Below are 16759 nucleotides of genomic sequence, written 5' to 3' on the forward strand. Positions count from 1 at the left end.
GCGTTGGAAGAGAGGCCCGATGGCGTGGTGCGCTTCGGCCTTGCTCGGCTCGCCCGGCAACTTGGAACTGGATTCATTTTGTTTCTCGCGCTTTGACCTGCCCACGATCATTGCGCCGGCCTTTCCGGAGGCGCGAGATGATCGAGGAACCATCGCGTGGCGTGCCTGATCACTTCGTCCATTGTCCCCGGCTCCTCGAACAGGTGGCCGGCACCCTCAATAATGATCAGCTGTTTCTCGCCTTGTAGCGCGGCAAGGGCACGCTCGTTCATCCCGATCACCGGCCCGTCCAGGCTGCCGACCAGAAGCAGTGTCGGGGCACGCACGGCCGGCAACGCGTCCATCGCCAGATCTGGCCGGCCGCCGCGCGAGACGACAGCCGCGATACCTGCATCCGGGCGTGCGGCGGCCGCCAGCGCGGCTGCGGCGCCAGTGCTTGCCCCGAAATAAAGTGGGACAAGCCTTCTGGCCCGTGCTTCCGCAGCCGCCCAATGCGTCGCCAGTGCGAGCCGCGATGCGAGCAGGTCAATGTCGAAGACGTTTCGCCTGTCGCCTTCCTCGATCGACGTCAAAAGGTCAACGAGAAGGGTCGCCAATCCCGCCTGCCGAAGTGCGGCGGCCACGTGATTGTTGCGCGGACTGAGCCGTCCACTTCCGCTGCCATGAGCGAAGATGACGATGCCTTGCGCACCGTGCGGCACGCCCAGCAGGCCGATGAGCCCGTCGGGCTCGATCCTGACCTCCTCGACCTCTGTCATGGCGGTTGCCGGCATCGTTTCACTCCAAAGGGAAGATCGCCGCAGAGGAACTGCGCCTCGCGCCCACTCAGTGCGTTAAACACCGGCATGCCGGAAATGTTTCCGGGAAAGGTCAGAAAAAATATGGCTTTCCCGTCCGGAGTGGATTTGTGCCGCCCCGCCATTCGGTACTGTGGGCCCCCCTCGGCGCAACGCCCGCACGAACCTAGCGATGCCCACGACCGCGATTTTCAGCCTCGGCACAGTAATTTGACAGATGGCGACCAGCAGCGAACGCCGATAATTCCGTCAGTGGCGAATCACAACCCTTTGAGACTAGCGGATGCATCCCTCCCCTTCGTCATCCTAGGGCAAGCAAGGAGCGAAGCGACGCGGCGCAGACCCTGGGATCCATTCCGTTACCCAAGCCGAAGAATACAGCGGCCCGGAACAAAGCGCTCTGTAGCGATCCTTCGCGCCCCCCTCTGTCCTGCCGGACATCTCCCCCACTTGGGGGGAGATCGGCAGCTTCGCGGACAGCGTCCTTTCTGCAAGGCTGGTGGTTGGCGAAATCAGTGATGAAGGCCAATCTCCCTCCTTGTGGGGGAGATGTCCGGCAGGACAGAGGGGGGCGCCTCGCTCTGCCATCAAAGGTTCTGTACAGTCGCGACGCTCTGAGGTACTTCGCTCGCCCTGGGATGACGAAAGCATGGTGGCCTGGTGCTGCAGGCCGGCCGGCAGCCACCGTCTGTCAAAGAGACCATCCCCTATCCAGAGGAACTGGCGCCACTTGTGGACGGCTTGTCCACGTTCCATTCCGCCTTGCGTGCCCGCGCTTCCTCGAAGATCAGCTTGAACTCCCGCATCATCGCGCTCTCAATGGCGAATGGTCGGCTTGGCACGGCGCCGGGGTCTTCCTGATTGTTCTGGAATTGAAAACGGGCCTCCAGCTCGGCCCATATTCGCTCTGACTTGTCGCGGCCGGCAAGCAGCGCGACGACCAGCGCCAGAGTCTCTCGCTGGGCATTGAGCCGCCCCTCGATCTCTTCATTCGTCAACTCGGACATGTTGGACCGCTTTCGATTTCAGGCGAAACGGCAAAATCGCGTCCTTGCTCCGGAGCTCGTCGGCTCGTCCAGAGAGCCTACTCCTCCCTGAAGGCGCGCTGGATCTGATCCGCCAAAGGCTTCACGAGGTAGGACAGCATGGTGCGGCTGCCGGTCGAAAAGAACACCTCGACAGGCATGCCTGGCGCCAGGGCCACGCCCTTGAGCCTGGCAAGTTCGGTGCGCGGTAAAACAACATGCACGGTGTAAAAGCCTGTGCCTGTTTTCTCATCGACGTTGAGATCGGCGGAAATCTTGCTGACGGCGCCATTCAGTTCCGGTGTCGTTTGCTGATTGAATGCCGACAGCCGCAGGGTCGCGCTTTGCCCTGACGTCAATTGATCGATGTCTTGCGGAGCCACGCGCGCCTCGACGGTCAGGTCGTCTGTCACCGGGACGATCAGCATGATGAGCTCGCCTGGAGAAATGACGCCGCCGACCGTGTGCACGCCGAGCTGGTGAACGACACCGCTCTGCGGACTGCGTATATCGATGCGCTTGAGCTGATCTTCGGCCGAAACCTTGCGCTCGACGGATTCGGAGATCTTTGCCTGGACGTCACGCAATTCGCTTGCCACTTCGCTGCGCAGATCCTGGTCGATCTGGATGATCTGCAAACGGATTTCGGAGGTGCGACCCTTCGATTGCGCTATGGCCGCGGTCAGTTGCCCGTGCTCGCCTTTGAGCCGCACGGCATCGCGTTCAAGCGCAGTGATGCGATCGATCGAGACCAGCTTTCGTTGCCACAGGCTGCGCATGCCTTCGAGCTCAAAGCCAATCAACTTGATTTCCTGGCTCTTAGCCTCTCTTTGCTCGGTCAAGCCGGAAACTTCTTCGGCAAGCTGCGCAATGCGCTCTTCCAGCTGAGCCTTCTGACCGGCGCGTGCCTGTCGGCGGAATTCGAACAGCGATTGCTCGCCGGCCATCGCCCGACCAATCTCGGGCGCATCCCGGCGTGACACAAGCGAAGCTGGAAAGCTGATGCTCCCTTTGCCGTCGCGCTCGGACTCAAGGCGAGCCAGGCGCGCCTCGAATTCGTCCAGGCTCTTCGTGACGATCGCCAGATTGGCCCGGGTGATGGTCTCATCGAGACGGATCAAGACCTGGCCCGCCTTTACCGCATCGCCTTCTCGGACGAAGATCTGACCGACCACGCCACCGGTTGGATGCTGCACTTTCTTGACGCTGGAATCGACGACCAGCTTTCCCGATGCGATGACGGCTCCGGAAAGTTCGGTGACGGCAGCCAAACTCCCCGCCCCGCCAACCAGCAGGATGCAGGTTGCGACACCGCCAAGCAGATAGCGTCGAATGGTACGATCGGTCGCGAATATCGTGCGTTGCGCCATCAGGATGCCGTCTCTTCAAGTCCGGAAACGACTTTCAGGGGAACGCCTGCCGGGCGGGTTATCTTGTTCAAGATCTCATTCTTCGGGCCAAAGGCCTGGATACGGCCGTTCGCCATCACGAGAACCTGATCGAGGCTGGCCAGCGCGCTCGGCCGATGTGCGACGACGATGGCAATACCGCCTCGAGCGCGAACACCCTGGATCGCCACGGTCAACGCGGCTTCGCCTTCCGCATCGAGGTTGGAGTTAGGCTCGTCGAGAATGACAAGAAACGGGTCACCGTAGAGAGCCCGGGCAAGCGCCACCCGCTGCCTCTGGCCGGCCGAAAGCGCCGACCCGGCCTCGCCGATCCGCGTCTCGTAGCCTTCCGGCAGGTGGATGACGAGATCATGAACGCCGGCCGCGCGCGCAGCCGCCAGTATCTTGTCCGACGGCGCCTGCGGCTCGAAGCGCGCGATGTTCTCGGCAATGGTGCCGTCGAACAGTTGCACATCCTGCGGCAGGTAGCCGACATGGTTGCCCAGTTCTTCCGGCGACCACTGGTCGAGCGTTGCGCCATCCAGCCTGACGGTTCCGCGGATTGGAGCCCATATTCCGGCAATTGCCCGGACGAGCGATGATTTGCCGGAAGCGCTCGGTCCGACGATGCCAAGACCGACGCCCTTTTCCAATGCAAAGGTGACGTCCTGCACGACCATACGGCGCTCCCCCGGTGGCGAGACGCTGATACTTTCGACCGAAAGAGCCGATCTCGGCGCAGGCAGCGAGACACTTACCGCCGTTTCGGGAAGCAGGACCAAAAGCTGGGTCAGCCTGGTCCAGGCCTGGCGGGCGGTGACGAAGCCCCTCCAGTGGGCGATTGCCAGTTCGATCGGTGCGAGCGCCCGGCTCATCATGATCGAACTGGCGATCATGATGCCGCCGGTCGCTTCCTGATGGATGACCAGATAGGCGCCGATCGCCAGGATACCCGATTGCAGCATCATGCGCAGGATCTTAGAGATCGTTCCGAGCGTCCCGGCAAGGTCGCTGGCTGTTGCATTGGTGTCGAGATAGTCGGCATTGATCCCTGACCAGCGCTCGGCGATGCGCGAGCCAAAGCCCATGGCCTGCAGAACCTCGACATTGCGGCGTGTCGCTTCGGCAAGTGTGTTGCGCGCTGCCGCTTGACTGTTTGCCTTTCTGGCGGGCTCTCTCGTGCGAATTTCAGCAAGCAATGCCAGGCCGAAGAGAATGACCACGCCGGCCAGCGCCGTCATGCCGATCCAGACGTGGAACAGGAAGCAGATTGCCAGGTAGAGCGGCATCCACGGCAGGTCGAAAAGCGCGGTCGGACCGGCGCTCGACATGAACGAACGCACCTGGTCGAGATCGCGCAAGGATTGAAGGCCGTCGCCCGCAAGCTTGGTGCGCAACGGCAGACGCATGAGCGCGGCATAGACCTGTCCGCTCAAGCGCGCGTCCAGCGCCATTCCGATGCGCACCAGCAAACGCGACCGGATGAGTTCAAGGGCGCCCTGAAACACAAAGAGCGTGCCGGCAAACACGGCGAGCCCGACGAGCGTCGGCACGCTGCGGCCGGGTATGACGCGATCGTAGACCTGCAGCATGAAAAACGAGCCGGTCAGCGCCAGAACGTTGACGACGCCGCTCATCAGCGCAATTCCGGCCAACGCGCGCCGGAAGGAAGCCAGAACCGCCGCCAGTGTCGTCCGCGGCGGCTCGGGTGGAATGGGATGCGACGTCGGCTTCACATCAGTTCCAGTTCGGTCTCAGCGGCAATGGCCGCGCCCGAAATCAGGCCTGATGACGAACGTGTCGGTGCCGAGCCCTCTGTCAAATGTTAAATAACCCAATCTTGCAACGCATAGGCATGGATGTAGTCGATCTGCATTTCCGCAGGCGTCGCAAGGTCGTCGGCGGGCTCTCCCGCCTGGCCACCAATCCCCATATTCACCAGCATATACATCGGGTCATGCATGTCGGCAGGCGTTGCGGCACGAGCGACTTCGACGTCGTCGAAATACCAGACGAGTTCGTCTTCTGTCCACAGCACGCCGTATGTGTGGAACCCTTCGGTGTCCGCGGCATAGGCCGTGGTGCCCACTGTTGTATGAGTTCCCGTCGCGTTCGAGTGGCCTGTCAGGATGAGCTTGTTTGGATCCTTACCGAACATTTCTATGACGTCCAGTTCCGGTGGCCAGGAGCCGTCCTCCGGGAGAAGCCAGAAGGCCGGCCATGCCCCTTGTGTTTCGGGCATGTCGGCGCGAATTTCAAAATAGCCGTAGGTCTGCGCGAAGGATTCGTAGGTCGTCAGCAACCCTGACGTGTATTCGTAGTTGTTTATGTAGGGACGGATCGCCTCAGGAGCCCGGGCGGCGGTAATGGTGAGAACGCCGTCATCAATGCTGAACGGATTGACGGAGCGTGTCGGGGCGTAGTCGGTATCGATGTACCATTGAAGATCATTGTTGCTCGTGAGCGTGCTGCCGTTCTCGGCCCCCCACCAGTAGTTCGAGTCCCAGGTGCCGCTCGAGCCGTTCCACAGATCCAGCGTGTCGAACTCGTCCGAAAAGGTGAGCTCCAGAGCCGACCTGTCCACGGCCAGCTTGAACTGGCTTGCGGTGAAATCGCCGATGGTCTTGTTGGCGAAGACGAGAAACTCGTCGTCGGACAGATTTAGCCGGACGTTGGTTCCCGACTGGACCATGTTGGCGCGCACCTCCTCGAAGGAGGTGAAGCCGTAGCTTCCGACGCGAACGGTATCCGTCGCGCCAAGGTCCAGGATCAGATCACTGCCGTTGCCGGGGTTGACGACGAAAATGTCCGCCCCGGAGCCGCCCTTGAGCACGTCATCGCCCTGCAAGCCGTCGAGCGTCTGTTGGCCGGAGCCGCCGCTAACGATGTTGTTCAGTTCGTTGCCGAAAGCATAGCGTTTGTCGCCGGTGACCGTCAGGTTCTCGAAATTGGCTGGGAGCTTGTAGCTCATCCAGGTCGAGATGGTGTCCACCCCTTCGCCGGACAGCTCGACGGCCTTGTTTTTCGCGGCATACAGATAATAGATGTCGTCGCCCTTGCCGCCATGCATTGTGACGGTGACGGCGGCGTCGCCATACATCGAGTCGTTGTACGTGCTGCCATAAAGTGTCGGGCCGGAATTCGTCGCCGAATACCACTTTGCGGAGGAGCCGCTGTAGGGAAGTGGAACACCCTTGGCGTTCAGAACCGTGGCCATCGCGGTGTTTTCTCCTATGTCTCGCCTCGATGGCAGCCCTAACATTTATCGAGGGCAAAAGGAGCCAGTCCTTTTTCACTTTCGCGTTCGGAGGGTTACCAAATGGTTATCACGTAGTGGGAACACTTGCCGGGAGCTTCACTGCCTCGAGTGCATAAGTTTGGGCCGCTGCAACATGATCGAAGATGTGGTGAGGCAGATCGAGACGGACCCTCACGGCATTTCGCCCCTCGAAAGAATTACCGCTGACCGGTGATGAAGAACTGCTAATAGACCTTGAAAGCGCCGGCATCGGCTCGTGCATCGATATCGGTGATCAGCATGTGCCCCGGCGATACCGTGATCGAGGTCGCCAGTTCGGCGCGGGCTAGTGCATCCTGCGCGGTTATGCTGCTGGCCCAGAATACGGGGACCTCGCCGTCCATGATCTTGACCGCATCGCCCCAGTCGGGAGCCATCAAGTCGGCTATTCCGATGACCATGGGATCTCCGACATGGATGGGAGAGCCGTGGGCATGCGGGAAACGTGCGGTGACGGCGCGAACCCTGTCGACATCGCAACGGCTTATCGGGCGCATCGAGACGACCATTTCGCCACCAAACGGTCCGACGCGACACGTCTGGATCCTGGTCCGAAACTTGGGTGAGGCCTTGCCACAGCCGATGCGGCTCAGTTTCTTTTCGGCAAGTGCAGCTTCGACGGTCAGCGAACTGCCGAGCGCGAAAGCGGCAAAATCATCCTGCCACAGGTCGATGATGTCCGTCCTGCGACGGGTCAGCTCGCCGAAATGATAGATGTTGTACTGGGGGGCATCGGTGCGGATGTCGATATCGCCCAGCGCTGGGATCAATGGGCTGCCGGCGATATTAACGCCGACCAATGGACAGGGTTTCGGGTTGCGGATGCAGAACTGGTGGAAATCACTGGCAAAGCTGCGGGGCACAATCACAACATTGGCCTGGAGCTTGCCGTGTGCAAGCCCCCCAGTATGCCCCTCATAGGCGCCCATTCTGACAAGCCTGCGCAGCCTGTCCGCATCGACCAGCCGCAGGTCCTCGAAGATCGGTGAAGTGGTCAGGCGAGCCATGGCTTCCGAGGGGTATGCGCGTTTCAGATCCAAGTCGGGAGGGCGTAAGATCGTTGGCGGCTCGGCTGCTTGTCAAATCGTCAGAATCTTTCCTCAACGATAAATTGTATTTATTGGCCGGCCAACGATTGCTTCATCTTGCGATCGACGCTTGCGCAAACCTTGCTTGTGTCCCAAATCTTCCTGCTGTCATTGACAGTTGCGGCAGCCGATCGCTTCTATCTGTCGGCCTGCCTCGTGCAGGAAGCCAAGGTCCCGCTCCATGTAGAAAAGCAGAAACGCGGCGTAGAGGACGAAGACCAGGCTAAACACCAGCGTCTTCACGATCAGCGAAAGCGCAAAAACGTTGAGGTGCGGTGAGGCGCGCGCCAAAAAGGCCAGCACAAGGTCGGACAACAGCATGCTGATGATCAGCGGGAATACCAGGGTCAATGCCATCATCAGAATGCGGTTCAGCAGATCGAGAAAGATGCTGGCTGCATCCCTGCTGAACACCGGCAAAAGCCGGTCGATCGGCCACAGGCCATAGCTGTCGTAGAGGCTGGTCAGGGAAAGCTCGAGGCCGCCGGCGGCCAGGTAGACCGTGACCATGATGACGGCGAGCAAAGTGCCGGTGGCGCTCGTCTCATGCGTCATCATCGGATCGATCAGCGTCCCCATCGTCGAGCCGCGCTGCAGGTCCAGGATGTCGCCGGCGGCCTCGGCCGCCCAGAACGGAATGCCCATCGCCAGCCCGAGCGTTACCCCGACGACGACCTCCTTGAGCATGTAGGCGACGATCATCGTCGTCGCGATGTCGGTGTTGGTCAATCTGTCGACGACCATCGGAAAGATCGGAACCGCCAGCGCCAGGGCAACGCCGTTGCGCAGCAGGCCCGACAGCGGCACACGCGAAAAGAGCGGCATCAAGAGCATGAACCCGGTCATGCGGGCGAGCGCGAAAGCTCCCGCCAGAAGAAACAACTGAAGCTCCTTGACCGACGCGAAGAAGGGTTCGACCGGCATCCGCGCGCCTCAACGCGTAACGACGGGGAATTCGTCCAGCGCCGTCGAGGCCTGCTCGGCGATCTGCTGGCCAAGCAGCGGACCGAAGACGATGACGACCAGCAGGATCACGACAAGCTTGATCGTCTGCGGCAGCGACTGGTCCTGAATTTGCGTCAGCGCCTGGGCCAGCCCGACCAGGATGCCGACGGCCAGCGCCGCGACGATCGCCGGGCCTGACGCGAACAGCACCGTCAGGAGCGCGCCCTGGACCTTCGCCAGGATGAAGTCATTGCTCATGCAAACCTCCCAGCGGCGTCAGACGTAACTCAGGATCAGACCGTGCATCAGCCGCGACCAGCCATCTATGGCGACGAAAAGGAACAGTTTCAGCGGGACCGAAATGAGGACCGGAGAGACCATAATCATGCCGAGCGTCATCAGGATGTTGGCAACGACGATGTCGATGATGAGGAAGGGAAGATAAAGCAGAAAGCCGATTTCAAACGCCCGCGTAAGCTCGGACGCGACAAAGGCAGGAACAAGTATCGAAAGATCGTCGTCCTTCAGGTCCTGGCGTGCCTGTTCCGGCCACAGGCGGTTCGTTCCATCGAGAAAGAACTGCCGCTCTTCCGGCTGGGTGAACTTGATCAGGTGCTGCTGCAATGGTTCCCTGACCAGTTGCGCCGCCCTGGCGAGGTCGTCGGTCGTCTGGAACTGAACCTGCCCTTCCTGAAGCCGTCCCGACATCTCGCTCAGCAACGGCGTCGTGACATAGACCGTGAGCACAAGCGCTATGCCGTAGAGCACCAGATTGGGCGGCATCTGCTGGACGCCGAGCGCGTTGCGAATGAGGAACAGCACGACCGAGATTTTCAGGAATCCGGTCATGGTGACGACTGCCAGCGGCAGCAGACCGACAAAGCCGACCGCAATCAGAATCCCAAGCAGGTTGGGCGAATTGTCAAGCATTGTCGAACATGCGGGCGATCCGCACGCCCAGGCTCTCCCCAATCCGCACGATCTCGCCACGGCCAACGCGTTTGCCATTGGCGATGATGTCGACTGTCTCCTTCGTCACATTGGCGAGCGGAACGATGGCGCCGGGCGCAAGCTGCCTTACCTCGCCGAGAGGCATCGCGGTGCGGCCGAGCTCGAAGGCAAGCGCAACCGGCAGCTCGTCCAGAGTTGCCTCTTCCAATGCCTGATCGGCGTGCGGCGGCGGGTTTTGATTCATGGTCCACTCCCATTTCGATCCAGCGATTGCAGTCGGCGCGGCAAGCAGTTGCGGCCCGCTGGCAGTCAGCACCGCCGGGGCATAAAGCCGCTCGGCAATGACCAATGCCGCCTCTTGCTCTTCGTCATCGAAGAGCACGACATCGCCAGGTTGCAGACTTTGGAGCTCGCCAAGGCTGATTGTAAGCGCATGACGCCAGAGGCGGACCGGCAACGGGAATTCGGCAGGGAGCGGGGGCCTCGCTTTGCCGATCGAGTCGAGAAAGCCGCCGGCCCGCACCGCCAGATCGACGCTCTCGGCGTGCAAGGCGCAACCTATGGTTTCATTCTTGCCGGTCAGGGCGAAAGTCAAAGCGGTTTCGTCCAGAACGCTGTCTTGTTGTTCGACGGAGGTAATAGTGACCGTCTCGCCGAGCTTGCTCTCGAGCCATTCGAGATCCTTTTCGAATTCGGACTCCAGCAGCAATCCGGCGTGAGCGGGTGCCAATCGTTTCACGTCGACTAGCTCGTCAGCCCTGGCGAGACCCCGTTCGACGACAGATAACGGCAGGCGCAATTTGCCCGCCATGTCTCCAACCGTGAACGCAATCGTGCACAACGGCTGGTCCACAGGGTTCGGCGCCGGCCAGACCGCCGCGATCGCCATGGTTTTCCCGGCGATCGTGATCTGCGCGGGAGCACGACGGCGGTAGAAGGCGTTCAATGCCTCGACCTGCGCAGCCGCAACAGATTCCAATGTCAGCGGCTCGCCAACGCTCGAGCGTGTGCGTCTGACCGGTTCTGCGCGCGCTTTCTTTTTTGCCGACGCCAAGGCCTGAGGCATCACACTTCCATATTCACGATCACGGATTGGACTATCGTTCTGTGGGCAAGCGCGGTGGACTGCGCTCGTCTTCCTCGGAAAGCTCTGCAAGCGCCAGGCTGCGACGCGCAGTGCGTTTGGTCAGATGCTGCAACAGCCCGTCCAGCTTCGTCACCGACTTCATGCTGGCGCGATGACCGTTGCGGGCGGCCGATAACTCCGTTTTGCGTCGTTGCTCGGTGACGCCGGCCATCTTCTGGTTTTCCCGCAGCTGCTCGGTTTGCCTGGCGGCGGTCTCGAACTGTCCCTGAAGCCGGTAAAGGCTGGCGGGCTTCACCGGCTGTCCAACAAGCGAAGCGAATGCTGCATCCTCAGCGTCGGCTGTGTGCTGCAGGTGTTCGCTGACCGCGGCGGCTGCCTCCCGAACCGCTCCGGCAGCCCGCTGCGCAGCGGCGTATCGCCTGATGACCGCTTCGTTTGCGCGCTGTTCACTGTGGCGCCTGAGGTCGCGCAATCGTGCGATCATGTCACGATCCTTCATTGACGATCCCCCGCATGCGTTCGCGTGTCTGCTCGATTGTTTCGTGGGTGGCGGACGGCTGTCGCAGGAAGGCGTTGATGGCGTCGATCTTCGCCACCGCCTCGTCCGCCACCGCATCGCTGCCCTTTTCGTATTCGCCGACGCGCAGCAGCAATTCGACGTCGGCGTAGCGGGCGAGCAGTTCGCGTAAGCGGCCGGCGTCCGAGCGATGCTCAGCCGGCACCACCGTGTCCATGAGGCGGCTGCGGCTGCGCAGCACGTCAATGGCCGGGAAATGATTGCGCTGCGCAAGCTCGTTCGACAGAAAGACGTGGCCGTCGAGAAGCGCCTGGATTTCTTCGGCAACCGGATCCAGCGTGCCATCGCCCTCCAGAAGAACGCTGTAGAGGCTTGTAATGGAGCCGACGCGGCCAGGCCCTGAGCGCTCGAGCAATCGGGGCAGAACTGCAAAAAGCGAAGACGGAAAACCGCGACGCGTCGGCGGCTCGCCAGAAGCGAGGCCAATCTCGCGCTGCGCACGGGCAAAGCGCGTGATGTTGTCCATTGCCAGCAGCACATGCTTGCCCTGGTCGCGAAAATATTCGGCAATACTGGTTGCCACATAAGCGGCCTTGACGCGCTCGATCGCCGGCCGGTCGGACGTGGCGACGACGATGACTGCGCGCGCCAGCCCTTCCGGCCCAAGCTGATGCTCGATGAATTCGCGCACTTCACGTCCGCGTTCGCCGACAAGCGCAACCACGGCAACATCTGCGTCGGTGCCGCTGACGATATCCGAAAGCAGGATCGACTTGCCGACGCCAGGCTCGCCGAAGATGCCGACGCGCTGCCCACGCGCGCAGGTGAGAAGCCCATCGAGGGCGCGGATTCCGAGCTGGATAGGCTCGGAAATCAAACTGCGCTCCAGCGGCGATGGCGGATAGGCGTTGACCGGATAGCTGGCGGCAATGCCATCCGGCGAAAGCGTCTTGCCATCCAATGGCTCGCCGAACGCGCTGATCACCCGACCAAGCAGGCCGGGCCCGACGGGCACCGTTTGGGTCTTTCCGGTCGCAATGACCTCGGTGAGGCTTGAAAGGCCGGTGAGATCGCCAAGCGGAACAAGGATTGCCATCTCGTCCATGAGCCCAACGACTTCCGCCTTCGTCGCCGTGCCGGTCCTCGGATCGACGAGTTCGCAGATCTCGCCGATCCGAACCTCCTCCACCGTCGCGTGAATGACCGTGCCGGTGACCCGCCGTACACGCCCTTTCCTGGGCCGGCTGGCATCGTCACGCAGGCCGGAACGCAAGTTCGGAACGATCGATGCGAGGCGGCTCTCGAGCTTGCTGGCGGGACTTGTCATGCCGCCGCCTCGGCCTTTGATGAAATCGCAGCGGCAATCGCGTTGAGCTGCGCCTCGATGCCGGCGTCGATGACGGCAATGTCGGTCAAGAGGATGCAGGCGCCTGTCGCCAGCGTATCGTCGGCGTCGATCTCGACCGTCATGCCCACCAGGTCACTCTCGCGCAAGACCGCGTTCAGTTCGTCGCGAACCCTGTTGACGGAAGCAGGATGAACTCGGACCTTCAGATATTTGGCGCGGCGAATTTCAGTGACGGCCTGCGCGGCCGCCTTGGCGACCAGCATGCTCGCGTCGAATTCTCCCAGCACGCGCCTGACGACATCGAGCGCCAGGCCGGTGATTTCGGCTTCCAGTCCGCCAAGATAGCGATCGACCTTGACCGCGGTCTCGCTGACCAAACGCGCGGCGTCCGCGTCGCCTTGCGCCTTGCCATCTTCATAGCCCTGCGCATATTCGGCCGCATAGGCTCGCCGCGCGGCGTCACGCAACTGCTGCGCATCACGCCTGGCCTCATCGAGAAAGGCGTGCCCATCCTGCCAGGCGCGTGCCTCGGCAGCGCGCAGGATGCGGGCGAAGGGGCGCCTCGGCACGGCAGTGGTCGCTTTGCCCGGGTCGACCATTTTGGCTAACCCATCGCCCGTCGAACAATCGCCGGACCAGCTTCGGCGAATGGTTCGGCTGTCGGCTGGTCAACAAGCGCATGCGGCATCAGCTTGAGGCGGACCCGCATGCCCGTTTCGCCCGGCATCGCCTGACACCAGGCGCCAAGGCAACGCAGGCCGTCGGCATGGACACGACTATGAATGTCTTCCAGCGGCTCCAACGGCTGCATTGGACCGGCCAGATCGCGGTTGGCGACTGCGAAAGCGCAGATTTCCGCGCCGAGTGCTGCCTGTAGCGCGGCGGCCTGGCGTCCATCAATGACGGCGGCCAGACTGCCGGCCCAGTGGATGGCGCCGGCGCGAAGCGCAAGGTCCTCCAACTCCTCTGCCGACGACAAGGCAATCGCCCGGTCTATCTCGTCGGCTGGTTCGCTGGAGACGGCGCCGCTGAGGCCGTAACGGTCAAGCAGGAGCACTGACAATCGCTCCTGCAGGCGCTGCGACCGCAACATACGCTCGCAGGCAGCCTCGCCGATCGTGCCGTCAAAGCATTGCGCCAGCCGGGCCGCATCCGCATAGAATGCGGGATTGGCCATGAATGCCTGCCATTCCGGGCTGGCGGTTTGCTTCGAGCCGGTCTGAATCATGTCTTCTTCACCGGCATGGCCGAGGCGTCGAGCGCATAAACGCCGGGTCGTCGATACCACTGGACGTAAGCCAGGCGGGCAGCCAGCGCCAATAGTGCCGCCGTCATGCCGTAAAACAGCCACATCGCGGCGACGACGCTGTCGGGGTGCAACCAGAGGCCGAGGAACGTCGTGAAACCTGGCTCGCCGGTTGCGTTCTCGGGAACTGCCGCGGTCACCGGAATGAGCGTGACGGATACATTGTCATAAGTCAGCCCGGCGATGCCCTTTGCCACCAGCATCTTGACCTGCGGGATCAGCTCATTCATCGGAACGGATGCGCGATGCCGGATGAAAACCGAGGCGGACGATGGCACCAGCCGCTGTCTCAACGGATCGTTTTCGGGCAGGACGAGATGAACGCGCGCGGAAAGCACGCCGTCGATGTCCGAAATCGTCTGCGACAGCTCCTGGCTCAGGCCATAAATCATCGTCGCGCGCTCTTCGACCGGCGAGGATACAAGCCCGTCTCGCTTGAACACGTCGCCGAGCGTCTGGAATTCCTGTTTGGGCAACCCGCTTTCGTCGAGAATAGCCATGGCTTCGGCGAAACGGTCCTTCTGTACGGAAACCGTCATTTTGCCGTCCTTGGCCGCCTCCCGTTGGGCCGGGATGCCATGACGCATCAGCGTGGCCACGATCTCGTTGGCCTGCCGCTGGTTGAGGTTGGAATACAACTCAACCGAGCACGCCTGGAGTACAAGCATGCTCACCACGACGAGCGCGACGCGGCACCGGACGCCGCATCGCGCCAATAGCGTTGACCGCCGCGGCAAGGATATCGTGTGCACGAACACTCCGTAGGCTTACTGTTGCTTGATCAGCGTGCTGGTGGACGACGTAACGGCCGTTACGCTGCTCGTGACCACTTCGAGATTGGCGGCTGCCCACATCACCGAAATGGATCGTTCGAGCAGTTGCTCGGCATTTTTTGCGGTGGCGTTTTCGTCTTCCTTGCCTGACGGGGCGGTCTTGCCGGCGCCATCCTGGATGGTGGCCGTTTCAGCATTCACGGGAGCGTTTGTCTGGCCAAGCGCCTTCTGGACCTGCTGCATGGTCCCTTCCAGCGACTGAACCGCAGAACCGAACAATGCAGACGGGTCCGTGAGCGCCCCGCCCCCAGCCTTCTCCACCTCGGCCAGATAGTCGAACAACTTGTGTTCGGCGATCGGCTCGGTCTTTTCCAGTTTGGAGGATTGTCCGGCCATTGCCGGATTGGCCCCCGAAGACGCCTGCGCCACCTGCTGGCCTGCCCGCGCGGCGACATCACCGCGTTCAGGCATGGCAACCTTCGCCGCATCATGTTTTTCCTGATTGGCACCCACCATTCGGTTGCCCGGCTGCGCGGTCGAGCCGGCGGTGATCTGCTGCTGCGACGCTATGCTGGTGGTCAAGTTTGCCAGTGTGGCTTCCAGGGCTCCAATCGGCGCGATTTGCATGAACCTGCCCTCCTGCTTGTTTAGTTCGGTTTGCCGGAGGGAACATTCTGCGCCTCCGCCTGCCTGCCGCGGAAAACGCGGACCGGAACAACTTTGCCAGCCTCCTGCTTGGCGCTCGGCGCCGCAGGAACTCCCAGTGTCTTCCTGACAAGTTCAACATAGGACGGCGGCCCCGATACCGAGACAACATCGTCCTGCCTGGACACCTTTATCGGAAACTTCGGGTCGATGACGCCCAGCCGCGAAAGCCGATCTTCCGCACCGGCAGCCGTGTTGGCGTCAAGCGCGATCATTTCCGTCCGGACCTCGGCTTCGGTCGCGACGTTCATGACGATGCCATCGAAATGCCAGACCAACCCGTATCGATTGCAGATCTCTTGCAGGAACTCGCGGGCGGTTCCAACCGGCATGCCGGAGCTTAAACGGCCCTTTACGAGTTTGCTGACACGCATGGGCACGTGCATGTTGCGGCCCAGCTCGACCAGCGCGTCGGCCACCGACTGATCGACGGTTATGTATTTGTACGGGCCGGCAGGCCAGCGCGGTTCGGCGGCGTTGGCGTGCGACGAGGCAAGACCGAACGCCAGGATCATCGCAAGACCGCAGGCGGCGAACGCAGCCCTGGCTCCCAACCGATCCGCATGGCAGGTGTCGCGTCCCGTCAACATTGGTCCTATCGCAAAGGGACGCACGAGCGATGGCCCGCGTCGCTGGTTTCATGGTTTACCCGCCGATTCACTCTATCGTGCACATTGCCAAATTGGAAGTCCAATTGGATTGCGCGCGAGCATTTGGTGCCAAATGTTGCGAACCACATGCAAAGCGATATGGTGCGCGCTGGAATCAGGTGATCGCCAGCGGACGCCTGGATGCAGAAGAGATCGGTCTTGGCGGCAATCATGATCCTGCTTGCGAACTTGCCTGTTCCCGTCAAGGTTGCGGGATTGCGTGGATTTCTGATCGCTGTCCTCTCGATTGCCGCCATGGCGCCGGCGCAGGCCCAATCGAATAGCGGTTATGACCCACGAAGCTGGACTTACGATGCGGCAAGAAATGTACTGGTCTCGCCTTCCGCTCCCGACCAGACTTCCGATGGCGCAGTCCAGCAGGAGTGGTCGGCAATCCCGAGGGAGATCGTGCATTTCAGCGAGGCGCAACCGAAGGGATCGATCGTGATCGACACCACGGAGCGGCGGCTTTACTACATTTTGGGCAACGGCAGGGCGCTGCGCTACGCGGTGGGGGTTGGAAAGGAGGGATTGGAATGGTCCGGCCGCGACACGATTTCGGCCAAGAAGACCTGGCCAGATTGGCGGCCGCCGGCCGAAATGCGATCCAGAGAAGCGTCAAATGGCCGCTTCCTGCCCGTGCATGTCGAGGGAGGACCGAACAATCCACTGGGAGCGCGCGCACTGTATATCGGCAACACGCTCTATCGCGTCCACGGCACCAACCAGCCATGGACCGTCGGACAGGCCAACTCCTCCGGTTGCATTCGCATGACCAATGACGACGTCATCGATCTTTATGACCGCGTCAAGATCGGCAGCCAGATCATTGTGCGGCATTGATGGCCGTTCCCGAAAGCCGCAAATGAGTGATTCCCAGC

Annotated in this window: 18 protein-coding genes; 1 reads left to right on the forward strand and 17 read right to left on the reverse strand. The window is 61.6% G+C overall.

What is annotated here, in order from left to right:
• Window positions 1-107: 107 nt before the first annotated feature.
• The 17 genes from JG739_RS23935 to JG739_RS24015 form a co-directional block, all read right to left on the reverse strand.
• Window positions 108-773 (reverse strand): dienelactone hydrolase family protein, encoded by a 666-nt coding sequence (locus JG739_RS23935; protein ID WP_202363675.1) that lies wholly within the window; start codon window positions 771-773, stop codon window positions 108-110.
• A 731-nt stretch (window positions 774-1504) separates the two neighbouring features.
• Window positions 1505-1804 (reverse strand): hypothetical protein, encoded by a 300-nt coding sequence (locus tag JG739_RS23940; protein ID WP_202363676.1) that lies wholly within the window; start codon window positions 1802-1804, stop codon window positions 1505-1507.
• A 77-nt stretch (window positions 1805-1881) separates the two neighbouring features.
• A complete protein-coding gene (locus JG739_RS23945) occupies window positions 1882-3192 on the reverse strand; it encodes an HlyD family type I secretion periplasmic adaptor subunit (protein ID WP_202363677.1) in 1311 nt (436 codons plus the stop codon).
• Window positions 3192-4847, reverse strand: coding sequence for a type I secretion system permease/ATPase (locus tag JG739_RS23950; protein ID WP_244749973.1), 1656 nt, complete (start codon window positions 4845-4847; stop codon window positions 3192-3194). The genes JG739_RS23945 and JG739_RS23950 overlap by 1 nt, the downstream gene beginning before the upstream one ends.
• A 188-nt stretch (window positions 4848-5035) precedes the next feature.
• Entirely contained in the window at window positions 5036-6427 is a 1392-nt protein-coding gene (locus tag JG739_RS23955; RefSeq protein ID WP_202363678.1) for a glycoside hydrolase family 16 protein, read from the reverse strand.
• Between the two features lie 266 nt (window positions 6428-6693).
• Window positions 6694-7515, reverse strand: a complete 822-nt coding sequence (locus tag JG739_RS23960) for a D-glutamate cyclase family protein (protein ID WP_202363679.1) — start codon at window positions 7513-7515, stop codon at window positions 6694-6696.
• A gap of 189 nt (window positions 7516-7704) precedes the next feature.
• Window positions 7705-8520, reverse strand: a complete 816-nt coding sequence (sctT, locus tag JG739_RS23965) for a type III secretion system export apparatus subunit SctT (protein ID WP_202363680.1) — start codon at window positions 8518-8520, stop codon at window positions 7705-7707.
• 9 nt (window positions 8521-8529) lie between these two features.
• Entirely contained in the window at window positions 8530-8799 is a 270-nt protein-coding gene (locus JG739_RS23970) for an EscS/YscS/HrcS family type III secretion system export apparatus protein (protein WP_202363681.1), read from the reverse strand.
• A gap of 18 nt (window positions 8800-8817) precedes the next feature.
• Entirely contained in the window at window positions 8818-9471 is a 654-nt protein-coding gene (sctR, locus tag JG739_RS23975) for a type III secretion system export apparatus subunit SctR (protein ID WP_202363682.1), read from the reverse strand.
• Window positions 9464-10471: a type III secretion system cytoplasmic ring protein SctQ gene (gene sctQ, locus JG739_RS23980; protein ID WP_202363683.1), complete on the reverse strand. Its 1008-nt coding sequence runs from the start codon at window positions 10469-10471 to the stop codon at window positions 9464-9466. Before sctQ ends, sctR begins: the two co-directional genes overlap by 8 nt.
• Before the next feature lie 118 nt (window positions 10472-10589).
• Window positions 10590-11063: a hypothetical protein gene (locus JG739_RS23985; protein WP_202363684.1), complete on the reverse strand. Its 474-nt coding sequence runs from the start codon at window positions 11061-11063 to the stop codon at window positions 10590-10592.
• A gap of 1 nt (window position 11064) precedes the next feature.
• The gene (locus tag JG739_RS23990) at window positions 11065-12423 is read right to left on the reverse strand and encodes a FliI/YscN family ATPase (protein ID WP_202363685.1); all 1359 of its coding nucleotides are present in this window, start codon (window positions 12421-12423) and stop codon (window positions 11065-11067) included.
• Window positions 12420-13043: a type III secretion system stator protein SctL gene (gene sctL / locus JG739_RS23995; protein WP_202363686.1), complete on the reverse strand. Its 624-nt coding sequence runs from the start codon at window positions 13041-13043 to the stop codon at window positions 12420-12422. Before sctL ends, JG739_RS23990 begins: the two co-directional genes overlap by 4 nt.
• Window positions 13044-13048: 5 nt before the next feature.
• On the reverse strand, window positions 13049-13672 hold the full coding sequence (locus JG739_RS24000) for a SctK family type III secretion system sorting platform protein (RefSeq protein WP_202363687.1): 624 nt from the start codon (window positions 13670-13672) through the stop codon (window positions 13049-13051).
• Window positions 13669-14508: a type III secretion system inner membrane ring lipoprotein SctJ gene (sctJ, locus tag JG739_RS24005; protein WP_244749537.1), complete on the reverse strand. Its 840-nt coding sequence runs from the start codon at window positions 14506-14508 to the stop codon at window positions 13669-13671. The genes JG739_RS24000 and sctJ overlap by 4 nt, the downstream gene beginning before the upstream one ends.
• A 9-nt stretch (window positions 14509-14517) precedes the next feature.
• A complete protein-coding gene (locus JG739_RS24010; RefSeq protein WP_202363688.1) occupies window positions 14518-15150 on the reverse strand; it encodes a hypothetical protein in 633 nt (210 codons plus the stop codon).
• 20 nt (window positions 15151-15170) lie between these two features.
• A complete protein-coding gene (locus JG739_RS24015; RefSeq protein WP_244749538.1) occupies window positions 15171-15818 on the reverse strand; it encodes a type III secretion protein in 648 nt (215 codons plus the stop codon).
• Between the two features lie 201 nt (window positions 15819-16019).
• Here JG739_RS24015 and JG739_RS24020 point away from each other — a divergent pair, with 201 nt between their 5' ends.
• A complete protein-coding gene (locus tag JG739_RS24020) occupies window positions 16020-16721 on the forward strand; it encodes a L,D-transpeptidase (RefSeq protein WP_244749539.1) in 702 nt (233 codons plus the stop codon).
• Window positions 16722-16759 lie beyond the last annotated feature (38 nt).

Source organism: Mesorhizobium sp. L-2-11, assembly GCF_016756595.1.
GTDB lineage: Bacteria > Pseudomonadota > Alphaproteobacteria > Rhizobiales > Rhizobiaceae > Mesorhizobium.